We start from the raw sequence: 22,746 nt of genomic DNA, 5'->3' as shown, positions 1-22,746 counted from the left end.
TTATGCGGCCGAGTGGTGCCGGCGCTGTTGTGCCGCAAGGATTTCCACGGAGACGGCTGCGATCACCTCGTCCTCGCACTCCCGCAGATAGTGGTGGCCGCCGGGGAAGGTCCGCACCCGGGCGCCCGCGGTGGTGGCCTCCTCCCAGGCAGGCAGCTCCGAAACCGGACACGTGTCGTCGCTCTCGCCGCCGAACGCCGTCAGCGGCGCGCGCAGCGGGGTCAGCTGCTCGGGCCGATAGCGGTCCAGAAGAGCGAGGTCCGCCCGCAACGGCGGCAGGATCAGCGGCAGCAGCCCCGGGTAGTCGAACGCCTCCGCGTCCGGACCGCCCAGCCGGCGCATCGCCGAGGCCAGGTCCTCGTCGCTCAACCGGTGCCGGTGCTCCCCGTCGATCAGATGCGGCGCGGGGCGTGCGGAGACGAAAATGTGGTCGACCACGAACCCGTCCTCACGCTCCAGGCGACCGGCCACCTCGTACGACAGGCCGGTGCCCATGCTGTGCCCGAAGAAGGCCATCGGAAGGTCCAGCAGTGGCCGCAGCGCCTGCGCCACCTGCTCGGCCATCTCGGCCATGTCTCCGATCGGTTCCTCGGCCAGCCGGTCCTGCCGGCCCGGATACTGCACGGCGATCAGCTCCACCCCGGCCGGCAGCCGACCGGCCCAGCCGGCGAAGGAGCCGGCGGTGCCGCCCGCATGCGGCAGGCAGACGAGACGGCTGACAACGGGGCCCTCCACCGGATGACGGCGCAGCCAGGTTCCCATGGACGTCACTCCCCGGTCCGTGTACTCGCGCGCAGCTCTTCGAGTGCCTCGCCGAGCCGGTCGATGCCCTCGGCGACGGCCCATTCGTCGGCACTCAGGCTCAGCCGGATGCAGCGCCTGCCGTGCGTGCGCAGGAACGGCGTGGTCAACGGCTCGGCGAAGAAGTGGCGGCCGGGGACGATGAACATCCGCTTGCGTTTGAGGAGTTCGTACAGCTCCAGGTCGTCGAACCAGTCGTGATCGACGGACAGCCAGCAGAACATCCCGCCGTCGCTGGAGTGCAGCCGCCAGTCCAGGGAGTCCGGCAGCGTCGCGGTCAGCAGTTCCTCGGCCATCGCCCGCTTGGACTTGTAGTAGGGCTTGATGTGCTGTGTGGTGAGCGTGTCGATCAGCCGGGTCGTCAGAGAGCGTTCGACCGCGGCCTGCAGCAGCTGCGGTGCGTGCAGCGCCGAGTTGGCGATGAACGACACCATTGGGTCGATCAGCTCCGCCGGGCCGATCGCGAAGGCGATCCGCTCACCGGGCAGGCCCGCCTTCGACAGGGTGAAGAGGTTGATGACGTGCGAGTGCAGCACCGGGGCGAGCCGGGTCTGGACGACTCCGGGGAAGGGCTCCCCGTACGCGTGGTCGACGACCAACGGTACGTCGCGCTGCTCGGCCGTCTCGATCAGGGCCTTGAGCTCGCCCGCGTCGACGCTACTGCCGGTCGGGTTCGCGGGATTGGAGAGCAGCATCATGCCCATGCGGCTCTGCCGGACCAGCGCCTCGGTGTCCACGGCGTAGTGAAAGGAGTGCCGGTCCTCCCGGACGATCAGCGGGTCGAGGCCGACGATGCCGCCCGGGTCCAGGCTCAGCCCCTGGTATCCGGTGTAGTCGGGCAGGCGCGGCAGGACCAGGGGCTGCACCACCCCGTCCGCGTCCGGCCCGGTGAACAGGGTGGTCGCGATGAAGGACAGCATCTGGCTGCCGGGCCCCACGACCACGTTCTCGGCCCCGATCGACCACCCGTAGGTGAGGTTGAAGTACTCCACGACGGCTTCGACGAGACCGGTGGTGCCACGCGAGGGCCCATACCGGGTGCTGGACTCGATGAACCGGTCGTCCAGGGCCTCCTGGGTGAGACGGTTCCAGGCTGCGACGACCTCGGGGATATGCGACGGGTTGCCCGGACTGAGGTTGAGCCATTCGCTCCCGCCGGTGTCCCGGCCGGCCGCGGCGATGTCCTCCATGATGCTGCGGATGCCCGACAGACGAGACATCTGCCGACCGCGGCTCGATAGCTGCACTGAGGGCTCTTCCTTTAGTAGGGGGAGATGAGTCGGCGGAACGCCGGGGACGGGGCCTGGGCCCTGTCCCCGGCGGCACCGCGAGGATCAGACGGTGGGGGATCCGGGATCAGGCGGCCGAAAGGGCCGACTCGATGTGCTCGGAGATCTCCGCGACCGTGGACTTGCGGAAGAGCTGGTCCATCGGGATCTCGACGCCGAGCTCGGAGAGGATCTCGCGCTGGATCCGGGTCATGATCAGTGAGTGCCCGCCGAGACTGAAGAAGTCGTCCGTGTCGGAGAACTCCTCAAGGTTGAGTTCACGGCTCCAAATGGCGTGGACCTTCGATGTGATCACGTGCTGTGTCCTTTCCGGTGAAGAAGAAGTGGGGGTCAGCTCGCGGTCCAGCCGAACGGGGTGCCGTGGTTGTTCTCGGTGCGGATCCGGTTGTGCTCGAAGCGGTTCTCGCCCGCCACGACGACGCTGCCGTACTCGGACAGGTCGAACGTCGCGCCGTGGGCGCTGAAGGAGTCCTGGTCCGGGTAGACGCGCACGTGCGTGGGGACGTAACGGCTGGCGATCGCGAAGCGGGTCTCGCGTTCGGTGTTGTTCGGGGTCGAGCCGTGCACGCAGGAGGCGGTGAAGATGACGGCCTCGCCCGGCTTCATCTCCAGCTCGACGACGTCCTCGGGACGCGGCTCCCAGTTCGGGTCGATCTTGAAGTCGGCGAAGTCGTAGCCGAAGAAGCCGGTGTCGGCGTGCGCGACGTCGTAGTCCGTGCTCCGGCCGGCCTGGGTGGACTTGTGCTCGTCGAAGATCCAGTCACGCTGCGAACCGCGGACGAACTTCATGCACGCGGTGTCCTTGGTGGCCGGCGTGAAGGTGGTCCAGACGGTGATGTCGATGTACGCGTTCCACTCCGACTCGGTCGGCAGGAGCTGCGGCTTGCCGTTGGCGTAGCTGTAGTCGCGCACCTGGTGCCATTCGGTGGCCTTGGCGCCGGGGAACTTCGGGAACCACTCGGTCCGCCAGTTCAGCACGTCCGGACCGAGGATCGCGCTCAGGTACTTCACGATCGTCGGGTGGGTGATGTGCCGGCTGAGCTCCGGGATGTCGAAGTGCCGGTCGTAGTTGACGCTGTTCTTGTACAGGGCGCGCGAAGAGTCCTGGTTGTTGATCCGGATCTCGCGGATCAGCGCCGCTGCCTCCTCCGACTCGTACAGCTTGATCGGGCCGGTGAAGCCGTCGAGGCTGAACTGCTCGATGTCCGCCTTGATGTCCTCGGGAATGACGGCGTTGCGGGAGATCCGGGCGGCCGGGGTCGGGCGCTGCTGGTCGATGGTCATGCGGAAGCCGTTCCTTTGCTCAAGGGATATGGGAGAGGAGGTGCTGGTTCGGGGAACGCTCGCCGGAGCCCCCTCGGCACGAGGGCCGGGGGGGGCCGGGCAAGCGGTACGGGTCAGCCGCCGGCCAGGGCGGCCAGGGCCCGGCGGTCGGTCTTCCCGTTCGGGTTGAGGGGGAAGGCGTCGAGGACCGTGAACTCCTGCGGGACCATGTTCCGGGGCAGGGTGTTCAGCAGGTCGCGGTACAGGGTCCGGGTGTCGAGCGCACCGGCCGCGGGCAGGACGAAGGCCACCAGACGCGGCTCGCCCGAGGCGTCCGGCAGCGCCAGGACCACGGCATCGTCGACGAGCGCGTGGGAGCGGACACCGTGCTCGACGTCTCCGAGGTCCATCCGCATGCCACGGATCTTGACCTGGGCGTCGACCCGGCCGACCACCACCAGCTCCCCGTCCGGGGTGAGGTAGCCGCGGTCGCCGGTCCGGTAGAGCCGTACCGAACCGTTCTCGCCGGCCAGTTCGGTGAACCGCCGGCTGTCGGCGGGCGAGGCGTTGAGGTAGCCGGCGCTGACGCTGAGGCCCGAGACGCAGATCTCGCCGGTCTCGCCGTCCGGCACCTCGCCCAGCTCGTCGTCGAGCAGGTGGATCTCCGTGTTGTACACGGGCGTGCCCACCGGTGTCGCCGCGCCACGGTAGCGGGCGTAGTCCGCGAGCACATGGGAGGTCGCCACGTCGGTGCACTCGGCCACCCCGTACTGGTGCAGCAGCACACAGGAGTTGCCCTCCTGGGTTGCCCATTCCTCGATGCGGGAGACCGTGAGCGGCTCCCCGCCGATGAAGACGTGGCCGACCCGGGTCAGCGCGTCGGTCCCCAGCGCCCGCTCGTGCTCGATCAGCACGTACAGGGTGCTCGGGGCGCAGTGCAGCTGCCGGACGCCGTGGGCCCCGATCAGCCGGTACGCCATGCCCGGGTCGAAGACCCGGCTGGGCAGCAGGTGGAGGGCGGCGCCGCAGAACAGCGGCGCCATCAGGCCGCGCTGGCTGATGTCGAAGCCGAAGGAGCTGACCGTGAGCCCGCCGGCCGAGCCGTCCAGCCCGTACTCGACGCGCAGCCACTCCAGGAGGTTGTACCAGCCTTCATGGCGCACGGCGGTGGCCTTGGGCGTGCCCGTCGACCCGGAGGTGAACACGACGTAGCACAGGTCGTCGTTGGTGAGGTCGACGACGGGATCGGTGGTGGGTTGGGCGTCCAGCCGCCCGGACCGCTCCAGCTCGTCCAGGAGGACCGGTTCGCCCGGCGCCCCGGTGATCAGGGCGCGGGTCTCGGCCGAGACGACGTTGAGCTTGATCTCATCGAGCTGGGAGACCATGAGCCGCAGCCGCTCGGCGGGGTAGGTGGGATCCAGCGGCACGTACGCGGCGCCGGCCTTCAGCGTGCCGAGGATCGCGATCAGGAGCTCGGGCGTACGGTCCAGGCACACGCCGATCACCGAGCCGCGGCCCGCACCGAGGGTGATGAGGTGGTGGGCGAACCGGTTGGCCCGCGCGTTCAGCTCGGCGAAGGTCAGTTGTTCGGCACCGCAGGTCAGGGCCGTCCGGTCAGGGTGCTGCCGAGCCTGGGCCTCGAAGACCCGGTGGACGAGCAGGTCTTCCGGCAGCGCGAGGCGCCTGCCTTTGAGGGACATTCGGTCCGTTCCTCTCCAGAGTCCGGGGTTCGGTGGTTCGTGCGAGCGCGGGTGGCCAGGCGACGGCGGTGCTGGGCTCGCCGATCAGGACGCTCTCGTCGTACTCGACCAGGTAGCGGTAGAAGGGGTGGCCGGCAGCCGGCCGCTGTGCCGCAGGACCCCCTGCAAGGCGGGCCACTCGGTCAGCGGCAGCCCCAGCGGCGAGCAGGCGACCAGCTCCGCGCCGGCGACCGGTCGCCCCTCGACCATGACCAGCATGTGGGTGGTGTGCGGAGTGAAGGTGTCCTGGTCCGGCCCGGCCATGGGCAGACCGAACCAGTCCCGGTCCGCCCTCCCGCGCAGGCTTTCGATGCTCAGCAGGTCCAGGTCGCTGTGCCCCGTGTACACGAAACAGTCACGGCCGTGATCCTTCTTGCTCTCGACGAAGGTGAAATCCATCTCTCGGCTCACAGAGGTGCGGGGCGGGCGGGGATGTTCAGGCGTGCGCGCGGTTGACGGCGGAGGTGACCGCGCCCAGCCGGGCGCTCGCCTCGTCGCCGGCGATCGCGGCTCCGTACCGCGTCGCCCCGTCCAGGCCGATCTGCGCGTAGGCGGCGTACCGGGTGCCGAGGCTGTCGCTCACGACATGTCCGGTGATCTCGGCGATCTCGACCGCGAGGCCGGTGCCTGCGAGGGCATCGACGTACGCGCCGGCCGCGTCGGCACCCGAGCCGGCCAGCCGCTTCTCCCGGCCCTCGCCGTGGACGACCAGGGCGTCGATGTCCGTGGTATCCCCCTCGCTGGTCAGCTGGAACTCCTTCAGCAGCAGCGCCGGCCGTGCGAAGTCGAGGTACATCTCCGCGAAGACGGCCCGCAGTTCCCGGGACGTCAGCTCCACCCCGTCGCCGTCGGCCACCTGCTGCACCTGCCGGGCCAGTTCCACGCGCATCCCGCGGGGCAGGTCCAGCCCGTACGCGCTCTTGAGCACGTGGGCCACACCGCCCTTGCCCGACTGGCTGTTGACGCGGACCACCGACTCGTAGGTGCGGCCCACGTCCTTGGGGTCGATGGGCAGGTACGGGACGTCCCACGGCACCTCGGTGGTGGCGGTGCCCGCCTCGGCGGCCCGCCGCTCGATCGCGGCCAGGCCCTTGGCGATGGCGTCCTGGTGGGTGCCGGAGAACGCGGTGTACACCAGGTCGCCGGCGTACGGATGACGCGGGTGGACCGGCAGCTGGTTGGCGAATTCGACGGTGCGGCGGATCCGGTCGATGTCGGAGAAGTCCAGCTGCGGGTCGATGCCCTGGCTGAAGAGGTTGAGCGCCAGCGTGGCCAGGCAGACGTTGCCGGTGCGCTCGCCGTTGCCGAAGAGCGTGCCCTCGACGCGGTCTGCTCCTGCCATTACGGCCAGTTCCGCGGAGGCCACCGCGGTGCCCCGGTCGTTGTGCGGGTGCACCGAGAGGATGACCGCGTCGCGCCGCTCGAGGTTGCGGTGCATCCACTCGACCTGGTCGGCGAAGACGTTCGGCGAGTCGGTCTCCACCGTCGTCGGCAGGTTCAGCGTCACCGGGCGGTCCGGGCTCGCGTCCCACAGCGAGGTGATGGCATTCGACAGCCGGAGCACGAATTCGGGTTCCGTCACATTGAACGTCTCCGGCGAGTACTCGAAACGCAACTCCGTTCTCTTGGCGGACTCCGCCCGGCGGGCGATGTGCTCCGCCGAGCGGAGCGCCATCCGCTGCACGTCGTCCGCGCTCATTCCGAACACGACCTCACGCCACAGACAGGCCGTCGCATTGCACAGGTGGACCATGGCCCGGTCCGCACCCTCGATGGCCTCGAAGGTCCGGTCGATCAATTCCGGCCGGGCCGGCGTGAAGACGGATATCGTCACGTCGTCGGGAATCCGGTCCTGCTCGATCAGCATCCGCAGAAAAGAGAAATCTGCGTCACTGGCCGACGGGTATCCGACCTCGATGTCCTTGAAGCCCATACTCACCAGCAGGTCGAACATCCGGCTCTTGCGCTCGATGTCCATCGGGCTGCTGAGCGCCTGGTTCCCGTCGCGCAGGTCGACCGAAGCCCACAGCGGTGCCCGGACCAGCGACTTCATGGGCCAGGTACGGTCCGTCAGCTCGTGCGGAAGCCGGCTTCCCGACCGCTCGTAACGCTGGAAGGGCATGGCCGAGCCGCGCTGCGCATTCCACCATTGCTGGTCGTCACGGCGTGGTCCGACAGGGGTCCTGAGCCGTGACGTGACGAGGGGTGACGGTGGCGCCTCGGTCATTTCATGCCTCCCTTGAATCACTGCAGAACGGTGCAGCCGGCGGTGAGCTGACGTCTCGACCGGTGATATCCGTAAAGCTATGAGGGGCCGTCCTCGATGTGTCCCCGGCCGGTCCTCAGGCGGGCCTCAACACGCCTTCACGGCTCTTTCCGGCAGGGAGGCGGAGTGGCTGGAGGACGCGACCGGCCGGCGGATCGGCGGGTACTGGGGAAGTACACGGCGGAATCGCCGTTGCGGCGCCCGCGGCCAACGGGGACGACGACAGCGCCGGTGACCACGCCCGGCGTGGCCTTCCGGCGGTGGCCAGGAAGGCGCCGTCGATCTCGTAGCCGATGAGGAACATGAAGACGGCCAGGCCCACGTCGGCCACCCCCCGAGGAGGGGCTTCACTTCGGCGGGCAGCACGGCGTCCGCACCCGGCTGGGTGAGAATCACCTGGCTGGCGAGCAGCCCGGCACACATCTCGCCGACGACGGCGGGCTGACCTACCCGGCGGGCGAGCCCCCGAAGATCCGGGCGGCGCCCAGGGCGAGCGAGACTGCGAGGAAGAAGTCCGCGACAGCGTTTCCAGTCATCGGGGAAAGCTCCGGGAGGACGGAGGAGGAGAAGTCGGAGGTACGCGCATCAGGCGGCCATCGTCTGCGCCGGCACGCGGCGCGGGGCGGACCGCGGCCCGGTCGTGCCGTCCGGGGCGGGCAACTGCGCGCAATAGGTCTTCATGAGCGGGTGCATTCGGTACCGGCCGGGCTCCGGCTGCATCAGAAGGTGCTCGTCGACCAGTTCCTCAAGCATCTGCTCGGCGACGAAGGGCGGCAGCCCCGCCAGCACCGAGGCCGACCCGACGTCCGTCCGGTCCCCCTCCGCCGCGCCCAGCAGGCGCAGCAGCCGCTGCTGTCCGGCGCTCAGATGCCGGTATGAAGCGTCGAAACAGGCGATGAGGCCGCCGTGCTCCGTCTGCAGTTCGGCGAGCCGCATCTGACGGTCCGCAAGCCGCTCCGCCAGATGCCATACGGGCCACGAAGGCCGCCTCCGCAACCGTGCCGCGGCGGCCGAGACGGCCAGCGGCAGATCGCCGCAGTGCTCCAGGATGCCGTTGACGGCGTCCGGCAGCGGCTTGGGGTGCCGGTTGCCGAGCAACCGGCAGAACAGTTCGTACCCCTCCTTCCGGGGCAGCGGCTCCAGGGACAGCACCCGGGTGGGGGACAGCGTGGTCATGGTCAGGCGGCGCCTGCTGGTCACCAGCGTCAAGCAGCCGTCCCCCGCCGGGAGCAGCGGCCCGATCTGCTCCGCGTCGGCGGCGTTGTCCAGGACGACCAGCATGCGTCGGCCCACGGTGCGGCTGCGCCACAGCTGTACCAGCGCCTCGACCGGTACGGGCAGTTCGGCCTCGGGCAGACCCGAGAGCAGCAGCAACCGGCGCAGCGCCGCCCGGTGGCCGAGCGGCGCCCGGTCGCAGGTGCGGCCCCGCAGGTCGAGGAAGAGCCGGCCGTCCGGGTAGCGGTCCGCGAGCCGGTGGGCGACGTGCACCGCGAGGGCGGTCTTTCCGGCACCTCCCATGCCGTCGACGGACACCACGCGCTGCGGACCGGGACGAGTCCCATCGGCGAGGAGCACCTCGATCTCGGCGGCCCGCCCCACGAAGTGTCCGATCTCGGACGGCAGGCTGTCCGGTGCGGCCGCGACGGGAGCGGAGGTGGCGGCCGGGACCGGGGGTCCGGCCGCGGTGGGTCCCGCCGCGCCGGCGTCCTCGCGCAGCATCAGCTGGTGTATCTCCACCAGTTCGGGGCCGGGGCTCAGGCCGAGCTGCTCGGCCAACCGACGCCTGGTCTGCTCGTACACGGCGAAGGCGCGGGCCCGGGTGCCGGAGCGGTACAGGGCGCGGACGTACTGGGCGACCATGCGCTCGCGCAGCGGGTTCTCGGCCACTAATGCGGAGAGTTCGCTGAGGAGGCTCTTGTGCCGGTCCCGAGTGAGTTCGAGGTCGATGCATTCCTCGGCGGCAGACAGCCGGACCTCGTTCACGCCGGCGACCTGGGCCTGCAGGGCAGCGCTTTCGATTCCGGAAAGCATCGGGCCGGTCCACAGGGACAGCGCGGCACGGAACTCCGCGATGACATCCGCCGACCGCTGGTGGCCCAGCAGGGTGCGCGCCCGTCCCAGGTGCCGGTGGAACTCCCGAAGGTCGAACCACGCCTCGCCGATGTCGAGTTGGTAGCCGTCTGCGGCGGGAGTGATGAGGGCTCCGCTGGGAGCCAGGATGCCGCGCAGATCGGAGACGGCATTGCGGATCTGCTTGCCCGCCGTGCTCGGGGGAGCGGTCCCCCATACGGCGTCGACGAGACGTCTGATGGAGGTGCGCCGGCTTTCCGCGGTCAGGAGCGAGCCGAGCACAATCTGATGTTTCATTCCTCTCAGTGGTACCGAGCGTCCGCTCACCTTGAACTCAAGCGGCCCCAGCACTCGAAACTCGACTTCGGCCATGAAGTTGAGAACCCCCATCTTGCATTCCCGAACGGATGAGCATGATTGCCGTGCACGCGACATTGCGCACTCGTGGGGGTGGAGAAACGAGCGCCCGTCCGGGCCGGGGTGGGGCCCTGGACGGGTGCTGAGGCATGGACACGGCCGTCCCCCGGAGGCGGTGTAACTACTGAGTCCGGTTGCCGAAAGTGACCCGAATCAGCCTCTGTTGAGCGATTCCAGGCCGTCGGACTCCGCAGAGCGAACGGGTGCGGCCGATCCGGCCGCCTGCTCCGATTCGTGCCGGCTCCCCTGCCGGAAGCGGCCCTGCGTCACGGCCAGCAGAGCACCGGCCAGCATGACGGCGGCACCGGCCAGCTGCAGTCCGCTGAACGACTCACCGAGGAAGATGACGGCGCAGGTCACGCCGAACACCGGGACGGTGAACATGATGACGGTCGCAGTCGACGGGCTGACGACGCGCAACCCCCGGTAGTAGAAGAGGTAGGCCACGGCGGTGGGGCCTATGGCGAGGTAGGCGATGTTCGCCCACGTCACCGAGGACAGCGCACTCCACTCCACCTCCGGGAACGACGGAACGGCGAAGACCAGCAGGGCCAGCGCCCCGGCGAGCGTGCCGAAGGTCGTCGCCCGCAGCGGATCCACACCGGCCAGGACCTTCTTCGAGGCGATGCTGTAGACCGCCCAGGAGAGCGCGCCGAGCAGGTAGACGAGGTCCCCGATCAGCCGGGACCCGCCCGCACCAAGACCGGCACCCCCCGCCCCGAAGAAGAACACCACGGCACCGACGACCCCGAGGGCGAGGCCACCGATCCGGGCTCCCGACGCCTTCTCCCGGCCCAGGGCCAGAAGAATGGCGGTGGTAATGACCGGACTCAGCACCGGAACGATAATGCTGCCGTCGATCGAAGGGGCGAGGGAAAGGCCCCAGAAGAAGAACAGGTTGTACGCGAATACCCCGATAAGACCCACGGCCGCCGCGCGCACGATCTGCTGCCGGGTAAGTGCCGCACTCCGAGACTTCCGCCCGATGAACGCGAGCAGCAGAAGCAGGATGAGTGCACCGCCACCAAAACGCAGACCGGCCGCAATTTGATGGGGAATATGACCGACCACTGCTTTGGAGCTGGCGAAAGCGCTGCCAAAGAATGCCATGGTCGCAAGCAGGTACAGGTATGCGTTGGCGGATTCGCTCCGCCGTTGGGTTTCTTTTTCCACGTCGCGCCCCTAACGAGACGTCACGGGTGCATCCGAGCACCCTTGACGATTTTGTCCACGGCATTGCGCGGCCCGTACACGGCCATGCCGACGAGGTCCAGCTGGTCCCGGTGGACGGCCCGCACGGCGGCCCTGTTGTCCCGGTCGTTGTTGGTGGTGAAGAGGTCGGTGGTGAACACCGACAGGGGCACACCCCGGCTGATGGCACGCCCGTGTGACCTGGTCAGAGTCTCCTTGCTGGCCTCGAAAACCAGCACGGGCTGCCGGAACATGGGCAGGTACACGGTGTCGTCGGCATCGGAATACGGATCGCCGATTACCTCCGGCACCTCTCGGCCGATTCCACTGACCAGAAACGCGGTCATGTTGAGGCGCTGCCACACCTTAAGGTCATCGCGCAAGACCACGGCGATCTTTGTCTCAAAACGAACAGGTTCGTTCACGGATTCCATGCGTCAATCAAACCCTGACGGCCCTGGCCAAGTCTTGTACGATCTTTGCATGCTTGATCATCCGCAGATCCGCGCATGGAGTCCCGCTCTGGCGGGAATCGCGGAAGTCTTCCACGCGCGCATCACTGACCACGTCTATCCCATGCATACGCATGACTCCTGGACGCTGCTGATCGTCGACGACGGCATGGTCAGATACGACCTGGACCGCCACGAACACGGCGCACTGGATCAGTTAGTCACCCTGCTCCCCCCGCACGTCCCACATAATGGACGCTCGGTCACTCCGACCGGCTTTCGGAAGAGAGTTGTATATCTCGATTCCTCGCAGCTGGAAGACAGCCTCATCGGACTGGCAGTCGACAGCCCGGTCCTGGAAGACCCACTGCTGCGCCAGCGCATCCACCAACTGCACGGGTCACTGGAGCACGCCGGCGACGAACTCGAAGCGGAAAGCAGATTGGCACTGGTGACCGAGCGGTTACGCGACCACCTGCAGGGAAACGTGGCGGACCGCAGCCCCGTCCGCAACGCCACCATCGCGTACCGCCTGCGCGACCTCCTCGACGCGAAGTTCGTCGAGGGCATCAGCCTCCAGGACGCCTCCGAAGCCCTGCACGTCCACCCCGCCCACCTCGTCCGCGTCTTCAGCCGCGAGTTCGGCATGGGCCCTCACCAATACCTCACCAGCCGCCGCGTCGACATGGCCCGCAAACTCCTCCTCAGCGGCATGCCTCCGCGCCTGGTGGCAGCCGCCACCGGCTTCTACGACCAGTCACACTTCAACCGCCACTTCAAACGCACCCTAGGCACCAGCCCCGGCCGCTACGCCCGCAGCGCCCCGACCGACTTCGCCCAAACCCCCATCTGACCGTGATCGCCACCAGGCCGGCGGGCATGTCCCCCGGTATGGGTGGGGTGTTGAGGGCTGAGTCGTTGTGGGTGGAGACGTTGCCGAGTCCCTCCGCTACAAGCGCCTGGAGCCGGGCAAGGCAAACCGGCGGGCCACACAAGGCACAGAGAGCGCCCAGAGCCGTGAGCCGGGAGATCACCACGCTCGTCGTGAGCGCCGACCGGCCCTTGCGTGCACGCGAGGTGACGAACGCTCTGGGCCGCAAGGCTCCCTCACGCTCACAGGTGGAGGCCATCCGCCGCGCCTGCCGGAACCCCGCCGTGACGGGCCGTTTTTCGCGGCGGCTGCTGTATTTCGCTGCTGTACGGCAGCATTCCCACGAGGCAGGCGAACTGCTGGCCACACCCACGATCACCCAATGTAGCGTCACAGGCATGATGCTTTGGGTTTTCATCGCTATGGCCTTGGTTCTTGGCAACGTGAGCATGTGGCTGTCTTTGCGCAGCCGGCGTCAACAGCAAAGCGTTGTTCGGTAGCGCTGCTACCGCCGTGAGGTTCAACAACCGTCGCCCCTCTGCAACGGCTCTCCGTACCGCGGCCGACCGACGCATGCCCGCGCTGGTGGTGTGGAGAGAGTTTGAGGTCTGCCCCTCGGGGTGAGAGATCTTGGGCCTTACGCTCCCCCGCGAATCGGGCTGGCTCCTCGCCTGCCTATCGGGGCACCTCGTGGCAACTGTGGTGGCGCGGGGCCGGGGGCGGGGGCGGAGCGGGCCGGGGGCAGGAGCGTCGCCCCAGCCCCCGAGCCCCCGCCGGCCCGCGTGGCGGGCCGGCGGAGTGGGATCCGTAGCGGCGGCTGTCAAAGCCGTTGGCCTGCGCGCCCGGGGCCGAAGGCAAGAGACCAAGACAGAGGCGTCAACCGCGATGCTGCCCCTGTCGGACATCTGTGACGGCACTTCAGCTCCGCCGGAAGGCTCAGGAGGCTGCCGAGCACGCGGCCGGTGCACGGTGGACGGACTCGGGGTTCGTGTTCACCGCGCGCTACGGCACTCCGATCGAGCCGAGGAACTTCAACCGGGAGTTCACCGCCCGGTTGGTCGAACTGGGGTTCGTAAGACCGGCCGCATGCCACACGTCACACGTGTGGATCGCTCCTCGCCGCACTCGACGTGCACCCCCGGATCGCGATGCAGATCCTGCGACACAGCAAGATCGCGGTAACCATGGAGATCTACACGCACGTGCCGTCGGAGTCGACGCGGAAGGCTCTGCGGAAGCTGGGCAAGCATCTCGGCAGCCAGGCGGATCCCACGTAGTTGCTGTACTCCGCTGCTGTACGGCGCGAAAAAGCCCCCACCGGATCATCCCGGAGGGGGCTTTGACGTGCGGTGGACCTGAGGGGACTCGAACCCCTGACCCCCTCGTTGCGAACGAGGTGCGCTACCAGCTGCGCCACAGGCCCTTGCGACGAGTGAAACTCTAGCATCCCGTTCGCGGTGCTCGGAAATCGCTTTCGGTGCTGGTCAGCGGAGGGCTGTCACTCGTTCGCCGCGCGGGGGCGGTCCACGTCGTCGCTGCGGCGCGGCGCGTCTCCGTCGGGAGACGGGTGGGCGTACTGGTCGAAGAGCGGGGTGCGGCCGCGGGGGCGGCGGCCGGGGGTTCCGGGCTTGGGGTGGTCGGCGGCGGCGCTGGAGCGGGCGGAGCTCCAGGCGTCGTCGGCGTCCAGATCGACGTGGCTGGTGGCGCGGGGGGCGACCGGGGCGGTGACGTAGGTCGGGAGGGGCACGGGGACCGGTTCCCAGCTGCCCGATCCCAGGCGGGGGCGTTCGCGCTGCTGGTCGACCCACTCGGCGTGGTCGGTCTGCTCGACGAGGGCGCGGCGGCCGGCGGTGTGGGCGGGGGCCGCCGGGCGCGGCGGCTCCGGGGCGGCCTCGGCGGGCGCGGTGTCGGGACGGGGATGGGGACGGGGACGGTGGGGGTCGGGTTGGTGGTCGGTGCCGGGCGGCTGGTCGGCGGGCGGCTGGGGGCGGGGCCTGCCTTCCCGGAGTCGCTGTGCCGCCGCCTCCGCCTGGCGCTGGTCCATGGTGAAGACGAAGCGGCGGCGCTCCTGGACGCGCAGGTAGACGATGTAGGCGGTGAGAAGGACGGCGGGGATGGCGGGGGCCCAGAGGAAGGGGAGGCCGCCGACGGCTGCCGCGATGGCGCCGAGGGTGAAGGTGAGGAAGAGGATGGAGATGGTGCGCCGGCGGCGGGCGAGGACCTTGGCGCGCTTGGTGCGCTCGGCGGCGGAAGGGCGCGGCGGGGTGGGGGCGGCGGCGTTCACGCGGGTGGGGGTGTCGTCGGCCGGTGCCGGGTCGCCGAAGGGCCGGACGTCGGCCGGCCCGGCCGCGGCGTCCGGGTCCCGCTCCTCGTCGGCATCGTCGGCGGGGCGCTCCTGCTGCCCCTTGGCGTAGCGGCGTTGCATGGCCGCGCGTCCGGACAGCAGCCGGATGGCCGTGCTGAAGCGCTCGGTCGGACGGGCCTCGTTGAGCTCGTCCTGCCTACGGAGCCACATCGGCACCAAGTAGGCGGCCCAGGCCCCGACGATGACTGCGTAGATGAGGCCGCTGCTTCTCACAACTCACACGGTAGAGGGGTTTGCGTGGGGCCATCCGCCAATTGGGCCGGTGTGTCGCACGATCTGGCTGATATCTCGAACTTTTTTTGTGATTGTTGAGATCAGCACGCCGCGAATCCGGGCATTCGGTGAAGATTTTCGAACATTTATTTTATTTGTGGGGCGGGAGGATCACGGAGTGCCGGGAGTCCGGGGCGTGCTGCGCTTCTGGTGCCGCCAGCGGTTGAGCAGTCCTTCCGGCACCTCTTCCGCGGTCAGCGCGAATACCACGTGGTCGCGCCAGGCGCCGTCGATGTGCAGATACCGCGGCCGGATGCCCTCCTCGCGAAAGCCGAGTTTTTCGACGACGCGGCGGCTGGGGGTGTTCTCGGGGCGAATGCAGACCTCGATGCGGTGGAGTCCGACGGTGCGGAAACAGTGGTCGACGGCGAGTGCCACGGCGGTCGGCATGACGCCGCGGCCGGCCACTTCCTGGTCGACCCAGTAGCCGATATGGCCGGAACACATGGAGCCCCAGGTGATGCCGGCGATTGTGAGCTGGCCGGCGAGCCGGCCCCGGTATTCGACGACGAACGGCAGCATCCGGCCGGCGTGCGCCTCGGCGCGCAGATGGCGGACCATCTGGCGGAAGGTGGGGCGGTGCGGCGGCGCGGTGCCCGGTGGGGGCGGCGGGATGGTCGCTTCCCAGGGGCGCAGCCAGTCGCGGTTGCGGCGGTTGACCTCGCGCCACGGCCGCTGGTCGCGCAGCCTTATCGGGCGGAGGGTGACATCACCATCCGTCAGGACCACCGGCCAGGGCGCGTTCAGCTCGGGCTCCCGGAGGGTCTGGGGTGGTCGCCACCGCGGATCTGGTCGACGGCGTGCGGGAGGAGGCCGGCGAGGACCGCGAGGCCGTCGCGGACGCCGCCGGTGGAGCCGGGCAGGTTGATGATCAAGGTGGTGCCGGCGACGCCGGCCAGACCGCGGGAGAGGGCGGCGGTGGGGACCTTCGCCCGGCCCGCGGCGCGGATCGCCTCGGGGATGCCGGGGACCTCGTGGTCCAGGACCCGGCGGGTGGCCTCGGGGGTGCGGTCGGTGGGAGACAGGCCCGTACCGCCGGTGGTGAGGACGACGGCGTAGCGGCCGGCGTCGACGGCCTGGCGCAGGGCGGCCTCCACCGGGTCGCCGTCGGGGACGACCTGGGGGCCGTCGACCTCGAAGCCCATGGCGGCCAGGCCCTCGGCGAGCAGCGGGCCGCCCTTGTCCTCGTAGACACCGGCGGCGGCGCGGTTGGAGGCGGTGACGACCAGGGCGCGGGCGGGAGTCATGAGCGGCTCCAGTCGCCGGACTTGCCGCCGGTCTTCTCCTCGACGCGGATGTCGGAGATCACCGCGGCCTTGTCGACGGCCTTGATCATGTCGACGACGGTGAGGGCGGCGACGGAGACGGCGGTCAGCGCCTCCATTTCGACGCCGGTGCGGTCGGTGGTCTTGACGCTGGCGATGATCTCGATCGCGTCGTCGGTGACGGTGAGGTCGACCTTGACGCCGGAGACGGCCAGGGGGTGGCACAGCGGGATCAGGTCGGGGGTGCGCTTGGCGCCCATGATGCCGGCGATCCGGGCGGTGGCCAGCGCATCCCCCTTGGGCACGCCCTCGCCCCGCAGCAACTCGATGACCTGCGGCGATACCAGGACCCGGCCGCGGGCGCGGGCGGTGCGGGCGGTGACGTCCTTCCCGGAGACGTCCACCATCCGGGCCGCGCCCGTCGCGTCGAGGTGGGTGAGGTGTTGCTGGCCGCTGCTCATCGTTCTCCTGCTGTGGACCGTGCCGCGCCTGTGGGACGACACCGTACCCGCAGCGACGGACGGCTACCCGAGCAGGACGACGTCCACCGCGCTGCCCTCGGCGACCTCGGTGGTGTCCTCGGGGACGATGATCAGGGCGTTGGCGTGCGCCATGGCCTTGATCAGGTGGGAACCGGCGCCGCCGACGGGGGTGACCCGGCCGGTCACGGGGTCGTGGGAGCCCCGCAGGAACTGCCGCTTGCCCTCGGGGGAGGAGGCGATGGCCTCGGCGCACTCGGCGCGGACCGTGGGGCGGTGCACGTCGGGGAGCCCCATCAGGGTGCGGATGGCGGGGCGTACGAAGAGCTCGAAGGAGACATAGGAGCTGACGGGGTTGCCGGGCAGCGCAAGCAGCGGGACGCGGTCGGGGCCGATCAGGCCGAAGCCCTGGGGCTTGCCGGGCTGCATGGCGAGCTTGCGGAACTCCACGATCCCTTCGGCTGCGGAGAGGTCGGCCAGGGTCTCCTTGACGACGTCGTACGCGCCGACGCTGACGCCGCCGCTGGTGACGAGGATGTCGGCCCGGACGAGCTGGTCCTCCAGGGTGGCGCGGAGCGTTTCGGCGTCGTCGGCGACGGCGCCGACGCGGTAGGCGATGGCTCCGGCGTCCCGGGCGGCGGCGGTGAGCTGGAAGCTGTTGGAGTCGTGGATCTCGCCGGGGCCCAATGGCTCGCCGGGCTGGACCAGTTCGCTGCCGGTCGACAGCACGACGACCCGGGGGCGGGGGCGGACGGTGACGGTGCCGCGGCCGATGGCGGCGAGCAGACCGATCTGTGACGGACCGAGCACCGTGCCCGCCGCGAGGGCCGGTTCGCCCGCCGGGACGTCGCTGCCGCGGGCGCGGATGTGGGCGCGCTCGGCGACCGGACGGTGGACCCGGACCTCGCCGGTGGCGTCCTGGGGGGCGGCGCTGTGGTGGCGCATCGTGGCGGCGGGGCCCTGTCCGGTGCCGCCGTCGGTCCACTCGACGGGGACGACGGCCTCGGCGCCGGGCGGTACCGGGGCGCCGGTCATGATGCGGGCGGCCTCCCCGGGGCCGACCGCCGGCAGCTCGCCGCTGCCCGCTGCGACATCGCCGATGACGGTGAGCGCGGCGGGGAACTCCTCCGTGGCGCCCGCGACATCGGCGACGCGGACCGCGTAGCCGTCCATGGAGCTGTTGTCGAAGGGCGGCAGGGCGACCGGGACGGTGATGTCCTCGACCAGGACGCAGCCCTGGGCGTCGAGGAGTTGCAGCTCGATCGTGTCCAGCGGGCGGATCTTCGACAGGACGTCGTCGAGGTGCTCGGCCACCGACCAGACGCGGTCCTGGTGGCTGGTCTGGCCGGTGGTGCCGTTCAACGTCTTACATCTCCTCGGTCACATAACTGCGAAGCCAGGTCCGGAAGTCCGGACCCAGGTCTTCACGTTCGCATGCGAGTCTGACAATGGCACGCAGATAGTCGCCACGATCGCCGGTGTCATAGCGGCGGCCCTTGAAGACGACGCCGTGAACCGGGCCGCCGAGGGAGGGATCGGAGGCCAGCGTCTGGAGGGCGTCGGTGATCTGGATCTCGCCGCCGCGGCCGGGCTCGGTCTTGCGCAGCACCTCGAAGACAGCCGGGTCGAGGACATAGCGGCCGATGATGGCGAGGTTGCTGGGGGCCTCTCCGGGGGCGGGCTTCTCGACCAGGTCGGAGACCTTGACGACGTCGTCGTCCCCGGTGGGGGCGGCGGCCGCGCAGCCGTAGAGGTGGATCTGCGCCGGGTCGACCTCCATCAGGGCGATGACCGAGCCGCCGTGCTCCTCCTGCACCTCGATCATGCGCCGCAGCAGCGGGTCGCGGGGATCGATGAGGTCGTCGCCCAGGAGGACCGCGAAGGGCTGGTCGCCGACGTGCGGGGCGGCGCAGAGCACGGCGTGGCCCAGACCTCGGGGATCGCCCTGCCGTACGTAGTGCATGGTCGCCAGGTCGCTGGACTCCTGGACCCGGGCGAGGCGGGAGGCGTCGCCCTTGCGGTGCAGGGCCTCTTCGAGCTCGTAGTTCCGGTCGAAGTGGTCTTCGAGGGGGCGCTTGTTGCGGCCGGTCACCATCAGGACGTCCAGGAGCCCGGCGGCGGCCGCCTCCTCCACCACGTACTGGATGGCGGGCTTGTCGACAACCGGGAGCATCTCCTTGGGGGTCGCCTTGGTGGCGGGGAGAAAGCGGGTGCCGAGACCGGCTGCTGGGATGACAGCCTTGCTGATCCGCGTGTGCGATGGGGTCATGCGCGCCACCATAACCGGCCCTATCGGAAGGATGATGAGGTCCCGGTGAATAGAGCACGAGAGCGGAGCAAGGGTCCACGGTGAGCGTTGTTCACGATAGGAAGCGCAGGTTGCGGCGGGATCTCCTGGAGGTGAGGAGAGCGTTGCCGCCGGATGTCGTCCGGGCGACCGGGGAGGCGCTGGCCCGCCGGACACTGGAGCTGGACGAGTTGGCCCGGTATGCCGCTCCGCCGCACAGCACCTCGCGGCCCGGCACTCCTCCGACGGTTGCCGCGTATGTGTCGATAGAGGGTGAACCCTCCACCCACCCCCTGCTGGAAGGGCTGCGGGCCGCCGGGGTGCGGGTGCTGCTGCCCGTACTGCTGCCGGACAACGATCTGGACTGGGCGCTCTACGAGGGCGCCGAGCGGCTCGTACGGGCGGGCTGGGGGCTCCTGGAGCCGGACGGCGAGCGGCTGTCCCCGGAGGCCGTCACCCAGGCGGATGTGGTGCTGCTGCCGGGCCTCGCCGTGGACCGGCACGGGGTGCGGCTGGGGCGCGGCGGCGGCTCGTACGACCGGGTGCTGGCCCGGCTGCAGCGGTCCGTCGCGCAGGCGTCGCTGGTGGTGCTGCTGTACGACTCCGAGGTGCTGGACGAGGTGCCGGCCGAGCCGCACGATCAGCATGTGCATGCCGCCGTGACGCCGTCGGGGGTGCTCCGCTTCGCGCGGGCGGGCGAGGACCTCATGGGGGCCTGATGACAGCGGGCCGTACCTGACAGCGGGTCGCACGGGGCCTGACAACAGGTCGTGTACGCCGGGAACGCCATCGGGCGGGCCGGAGAGAACTTCCGGCCCGCCCGATGGCGTGTGTGACGGCGTTACAGCGTGGCGGCTGTGACGCCGTCACAGGGTCACGGCGACAGCGTCAGCTTGTCCTTGGCCGCCTTCTTGACCGCCTTCTCGCTGAAGGCCCACGGCAGCAGTTCGCCCTTGGCCCACTTGTCGGTCTGGTCGTCGTAGTGGTCGTGGTAGGCGTGCCCGGAGGCGCCGGTGAGGTTGATCCACCGGGACCTGTCGAGGTCGGCGAGGTTGACGATCATCCGCATCGACGGGACCCAGGTGACCTTGTAGCCGCCCGCGGCGTTCCAGCCGGTGGCGTCGACCGCGGCCTCGCCGCCGCCCAGGTTCCACGGGCCGCGGTTGAACAGGCCCTGCAGGAGGCCGGGTCCGTCCGTGCCCAGGGTCTGGTTGTTCAGGAACAGCTGGTGCAGCCGCCCCCAGCTCCAGGTGTCGATGTTCTTGCCGAGCTTGGACGTCAGCTCGTAGCGGGCGTCCCGCATGGCGTGCGCGAGCAGTTCGTCGCGGTTCTTGTCGCCGGTCTTGGCGCCGGTCCGGGCGCGCGGCGAGCCCTCGGTCTTCCACCAGGCGTTGTCGGGGTCGTCCAGGATGTTGCGGACGACCTCGTACCAGCGGTCGCCGCCGTCGGGCTGGGCGCTGTCGCCGGCCCGCTCGCCGCATTCGCGGACCAGCTCCTGGAGATCGTCGGCGGGGCCGGTCTCGTTGGCCGGGCGGACGTTCAGGCACTGGCCCTCGACCCGCAGTTCCTTGGGCATCTTGTTGCCGAAGGCGAGCTTGAGGGTGTTGCGCCAGACCGCGTTGAAGTAGGCGGCCGCGGCGGAGTCGGGCTCCTGGGTGAAGTCCCAGCCCTCCAGCAGCTGCTGGGCTTCGCGGATGTACTTGTCCTTGATGTCGATCTTCGTCAGGTAGGGCGTCAGCAGCCGGGCGATCTCGCTGCTGTTGTCCTTCTGGAAGGTCTGCATGTCATCCGTCGAGACCTTGCCGCCGTCCTTGATCTTCGACTCGATGAGGTCGTTGATCCGCTGGCTGCGGGAGCCGTAGCCCCAGTCCTTGGTGAGCAGGTAGGGGTACTTGGCCTCGTCGACGACGGCCTGGTTGGCGGTGACGATGAAGCCGCGCTCCGGGTTGTACTCGTACGGCAGGGCCTTCTGCGGGATGTAGCCGGTCCACCGGTACTTCGGGTCCCAGCCGGGCGCCGGGTAGGTGCCGTCGACGCCCTTGGCGCGGACCGGGATCCGGCCCGGGGCCTGGTAGCCGATGTTGCCCTTGGTGTCGGCGTAGATCAGGTTCTGGGACGGGACCTCGAAGTGCTGGGCGGCCCTGCGGAAGCCGTTCCAGTCCGAGGCGCGGTTGATCTCGAAGACGGCGTCCATGGAGTTGCCGGGGTCCAGCGCGGTCCAGCGCAGCGACACGGCGTAGCCGTCACCGCGGTCCGGGGCGGCGTTGCCGACCGGTGCGTCCTTGCCGACCTGGGACAGTTCGTCGTCGCGGTCGGAGACGACCGGCCCGTTGTTGGTGGCGCGGACGGTGATGTCGCGACTCTCCCCGCCGGCGACCTTGATGGTCTCCTTGCGGGTGATGAACGGCCGCTGCTTGCCGTCGTAGAGGTACCCCTCGGTGTTGATCTTCTCCAGGTACAGGTCGGTGACGTCCGCGCCGAGGTTGGTCATGCCCCAGGCGATGTGCTGGTTGTGGCCGATGACGACGCCCGGCATCCCGGAGAAGGTGAAGCCGGAGACGTCGTAGTTGCACTGGGGGCCGGTGGTACGGCAGTGCAGGCCCATCTGGTACCAGATCGAGGGCATCTGGGGTGCCAGGTGCGGGTCGTTGGCGAGCAGCGGCTTGCCGGTGGTGGTGTGCTTGCCGGCGACGACCCAGGAGTTGGAGCCGATGCCGCTGCCGTTGGGGCCGAGCAGGGCCGGGACGTCGTCGAGGGTCTTGGACAGCGAGGAGAGCTGCGACTGCAGGCCGGAGGCGGCGTCACCGATACCGGACGGGGCGTTGGCGGCCGTGCCCTTGGGTCGGAACTGCTTGGTGGCGGGGTCGACCGTGCCGCCCTCGACGATCGGCCGGTTCCGCTTGTACGGGTACTCCGGGTAGAGCTGGGCGATCTGTTCCGGGGTGAAGCGGCTGGTCATCAGGGAGCGGTCGATCTCCTCCTGCATATTGCCGCGCAGGTCCCAGGCCATCGCCTTGAGCCAGGCCACCGAGTCGACCGGCGTCCACTTCTCCGGCCGGTAGTCGTTCTCGAAGTCCAGCACCGCGTACTCCAGGGACAGCGCCGCGCCCTCGTGGTCCTTGAGGTAGGCGTTGACGCCGTCGGTGTAGGCCTGGAGGTACTTTTTGGTGCTGGGCGCCAGCTTGGTGTCGTACTCCTGCTGCGCGACGCGGTGCCAGCCGAGGGTGCGCAGGAAGGTGTCGGTCTTGATCTGGCTCTTGCCGAACATCTCCGACAGCCGGCCGGCCGTCATGTGGCGGCGTACGTCCATCTCCCAGAAGCGGTCCTGGGCCTGGACGAAGCCCTGGGCGCGGAAGAGGTCCTCGTCGGTGTCGGCGTAGATCTGCGGGATGCCGTTGGCGTCGCGCGAGACATCGACCGGCCCGGACAGACCGGGGAGTTTGAGCGAGCCGGTGGTCTCCGGGAAGGAGGCGCGCACGGTGCTCACACCCCAGAACGCGCCAAGGCCGATGCCCGCCACCAGCACAAGCACGACCGTGATCAGTACGAGGCGGCCGCGCCGCCCCTTCTTCTTTTTGGGAGCTTCCGGGCCGGACTTGTTGGCGGGCATCTCTGTCCTTCGAGGGGCAGGGTGGGAGTGCTGGAGCAACCATAGGCGCACGGGTTCGACCACCCCTACGCGGAGTCACGGCCAGCAACATGAGACGTTCAAATACCG

At 69.5% G+C, this 22,746-nt stretch carries 21 protein-coding genes and 1 tRNA gene; 4 read left to right on the top strand and 18 right to left on the bottom strand.

Going from position 1 to position 22,746, the window contains the following annotated elements; all coding sequences use genetic code 11:
- From K9S39_RS26240 to K9S39_RS26195, 10 genes are all read right to left on the bottom strand, one after another.
- Positions 1-762, bottom strand: a complete 762-nt coding sequence (locus tag K9S39_RS26240; RefSeq protein ID WP_248865764.1) for a thioesterase II family protein — start codon at positions 760-762, stop codon at positions 1-3.
- A 5-nt stretch (positions 763-767) separates the two neighbouring features.
- Positions 768-2,021: an aminotransferase class I/II-fold pyridoxal phosphate-dependent enzyme gene (locus K9S39_RS26235; protein ID WP_248865763.1), complete on the bottom strand. Its 1,254-nt coding sequence runs from the start codon at positions 2,019-2,021 to the stop codon at positions 768-770.
- Between the two features lie 136 nt (positions 2,022-2,157).
- Entirely contained in the window at positions 2,158-2,385 is a 228-nt protein-coding gene (locus K9S39_RS26230) for a phosphopantetheine-binding protein (RefSeq protein ID WP_248865762.1), read from the bottom strand.
- A 35-nt stretch (positions 2,386-2,420) separates the two neighbouring features.
- Complete coding sequence (locus tag K9S39_RS26225; protein ID WP_248865761.1) at positions 2,421-3,374, bottom strand: chlorinating enzyme; 954 nt, start codon at positions 3,372-3,374, stop codon at positions 2,421-2,423.
- A 113-nt stretch (positions 3,375-3,487) separates the two neighbouring features.
- Positions 3,488-5,053, bottom strand: a complete 1,566-nt coding sequence (locus K9S39_RS26220) for an amino acid adenylation domain-containing protein (protein ID WP_248865760.1) — start codon at positions 5,051-5,053, stop codon at positions 3,488-3,490.
- A gap of 84 nt (positions 5,054-5,137) precedes the next feature.
- Positions 5,138-5,491 (bottom strand): hypothetical protein, encoded by a 354-nt coding sequence (locus tag K9S39_RS26215; protein ID WP_248865759.1) that lies wholly within the window; start codon positions 5,489-5,491, stop codon positions 5,138-5,140.
- A gap of 37 nt (positions 5,492-5,528) precedes the next feature.
- Positions 5,529-7,319: a 2-isopropylmalate synthase gene (locus tag K9S39_RS26210; protein ID WP_248865758.1), complete on the bottom strand. Its 1,791-nt coding sequence runs from the start codon at positions 7,317-7,319 to the stop codon at positions 5,529-5,531.
- 624 nt (positions 7,320-7,943) lie between these two features.
- Positions 7,944-9,725 (bottom strand): AfsR/SARP family transcriptional regulator, encoded by a 1,782-nt coding sequence (locus K9S39_RS26205; protein ID WP_248865757.1) that lies wholly within the window; start codon positions 9,723-9,725, stop codon positions 7,944-7,946.
- Positions 9,726-9,998: 273 nt separating this feature from the next.
- On the bottom strand, positions 9,999-11,018 hold the full coding sequence (locus K9S39_RS26200) for a DMT family transporter (protein WP_283112837.1): 1,020 nt from the start codon (positions 11,016-11,018) through the stop codon (positions 9,999-10,001).
- Between the two features lie 20 nt (positions 11,019-11,038).
- Positions 11,039-11,470, bottom strand: a complete 432-nt coding sequence (locus K9S39_RS26195; RefSeq protein ID WP_248865755.1) for a DUF2000 domain-containing protein — start codon at positions 11,468-11,470, stop codon at positions 11,039-11,041.
- 49 nt (positions 11,471-11,519) lie between these two features.
- On the opposite strand from K9S39_RS26195, the gene K9S39_RS26190 reads away from it, so the two are divergent.
- From K9S39_RS26190 to K9S39_RS26180, 3 genes are all read left to right on the top strand, one after another.
- Entirely contained in the window at positions 11,520-12,341 is an 822-nt protein-coding gene (locus K9S39_RS26190) for a helix-turn-helix transcriptional regulator (RefSeq protein WP_248865754.1), read from the top strand.
- 164 nt (positions 12,342-12,505) lie between these two features.
- Complete coding sequence (locus tag K9S39_RS26185; RefSeq protein ID WP_248865753.1) at positions 12,506-12,859, top strand: hypothetical protein; 354 nt, start codon at positions 12,506-12,508, stop codon at positions 12,857-12,859.
- Between the two features lie 648 nt (positions 12,860-13,507).
- The gene (locus K9S39_RS26180; RefSeq protein WP_248865752.1) at positions 13,508-13,636 is read left to right on the top strand and encodes an integrase; all 129 of its coding nucleotides are present in this window, start codon (positions 13,508-13,510) and stop codon (positions 13,634-13,636) included.
- Positions 13,637-13,709: 73 nt separating this feature from the next.
- Here K9S39_RS26180 and K9S39_RS26175 read toward each other — a convergent pair.
- From K9S39_RS26175 to galU, 7 genes are all read right to left on the bottom strand, one after another.
- Positions 13,710-13,782: transfer RNA gene (locus tag K9S39_RS26175), tRNA-Ala, on the bottom strand.
- Positions 13,783-13,857: 75 nt separating this feature from the next.
- Positions 13,858-14,937, bottom strand: a complete 1,080-nt coding sequence (gene sepX, locus K9S39_RS26170; protein ID WP_248865751.1) for a divisome protein SepX/GlpR — start codon at positions 14,935-14,937, stop codon at positions 13,858-13,860.
- Between the two features lie 171 nt (positions 14,938-15,108).
- Positions 15,109-15,726 carry a GNAT family N-acetyltransferase gene (locus tag K9S39_RS26165; RefSeq protein WP_248865750.1) on the bottom strand — a complete coding sequence of 206 codons (618 nt, stop codon included), beginning with the start codon at positions 15,724-15,726 and terminating at the stop codon, positions 15,109-15,111.
- A gap of 14 nt (positions 15,727-15,740) precedes the next feature.
- Positions 15,741-16,244 carry a MogA/MoaB family molybdenum cofactor biosynthesis protein gene (locus K9S39_RS26160; protein WP_248865749.1) on the bottom strand — a complete coding sequence of 168 codons (504 nt, stop codon included), beginning with the start codon at positions 16,242-16,244 and terminating at the stop codon, positions 15,741-15,743.
- Positions 16,241-16,723, bottom strand: a complete 483-nt coding sequence (moaC, locus tag K9S39_RS26155) for a cyclic pyranopterin monophosphate synthase MoaC (protein WP_248865748.1) — start codon at positions 16,721-16,723, stop codon at positions 16,241-16,243. The genes K9S39_RS26160 and moaC overlap by 4 nt, the downstream gene beginning before the upstream one ends.
- A 63-nt stretch (positions 16,724-16,786) precedes the next feature.
- Positions 16,787-18,103, bottom strand: coding sequence for a molybdotransferase-like divisome protein Glp (gene glp, locus K9S39_RS26150; protein WP_248865747.1), 1,317 nt, complete (start codon positions 18,101-18,103; stop codon positions 16,787-16,789).
- Between the two features lie 4 nt (positions 18,104-18,107).
- Positions 18,108-19,010: a UTP--glucose-1-phosphate uridylyltransferase GalU gene (galU, locus tag K9S39_RS26145; RefSeq protein ID WP_248865746.1), complete on the bottom strand. Its 903-nt coding sequence runs from the start codon at positions 19,008-19,010 to the stop codon at positions 18,108-18,110.
- A 110-nt stretch (positions 19,011-19,120) separates the two neighbouring features.
- On the opposite strand from galU, the gene K9S39_RS26140 reads away from it, so the two are divergent.
- Complete coding sequence (locus K9S39_RS26140) at positions 19,121-19,747, top strand: 5-formyltetrahydrofolate cyclo-ligase (protein WP_283112833.1); 627 nt, start codon at positions 19,121-19,123, stop codon at positions 19,745-19,747.
- A 155-nt stretch (positions 19,748-19,902) separates the two neighbouring features.
- On the opposite strand, the gene K9S39_RS26135 is transcribed toward K9S39_RS26140, so the two are convergent.
- Positions 19,903-22,638 carry a penicillin acylase family protein gene (locus K9S39_RS26135; protein WP_248865744.1) on the bottom strand — a complete coding sequence of 912 codons (2,736 nt, stop codon included), beginning with the start codon at positions 22,636-22,638 and terminating at the stop codon, positions 19,903-19,905.
- Between the last annotated feature and the right edge of the window lie 108 nt (positions 22,639-22,746).

The organism is Streptomyces halobius, assembly GCF_023277745.1.
Taxonomy (GTDB): Bacteria; Actinomycetota; Actinomycetes; order Streptomycetales; family Streptomycetaceae; genus Streptomyces; species Streptomyces halobius.
Note: the sequence above shows the minus strand (reverse complement) of the source record. Positions and strands in the feature narration are given on the sequence as shown.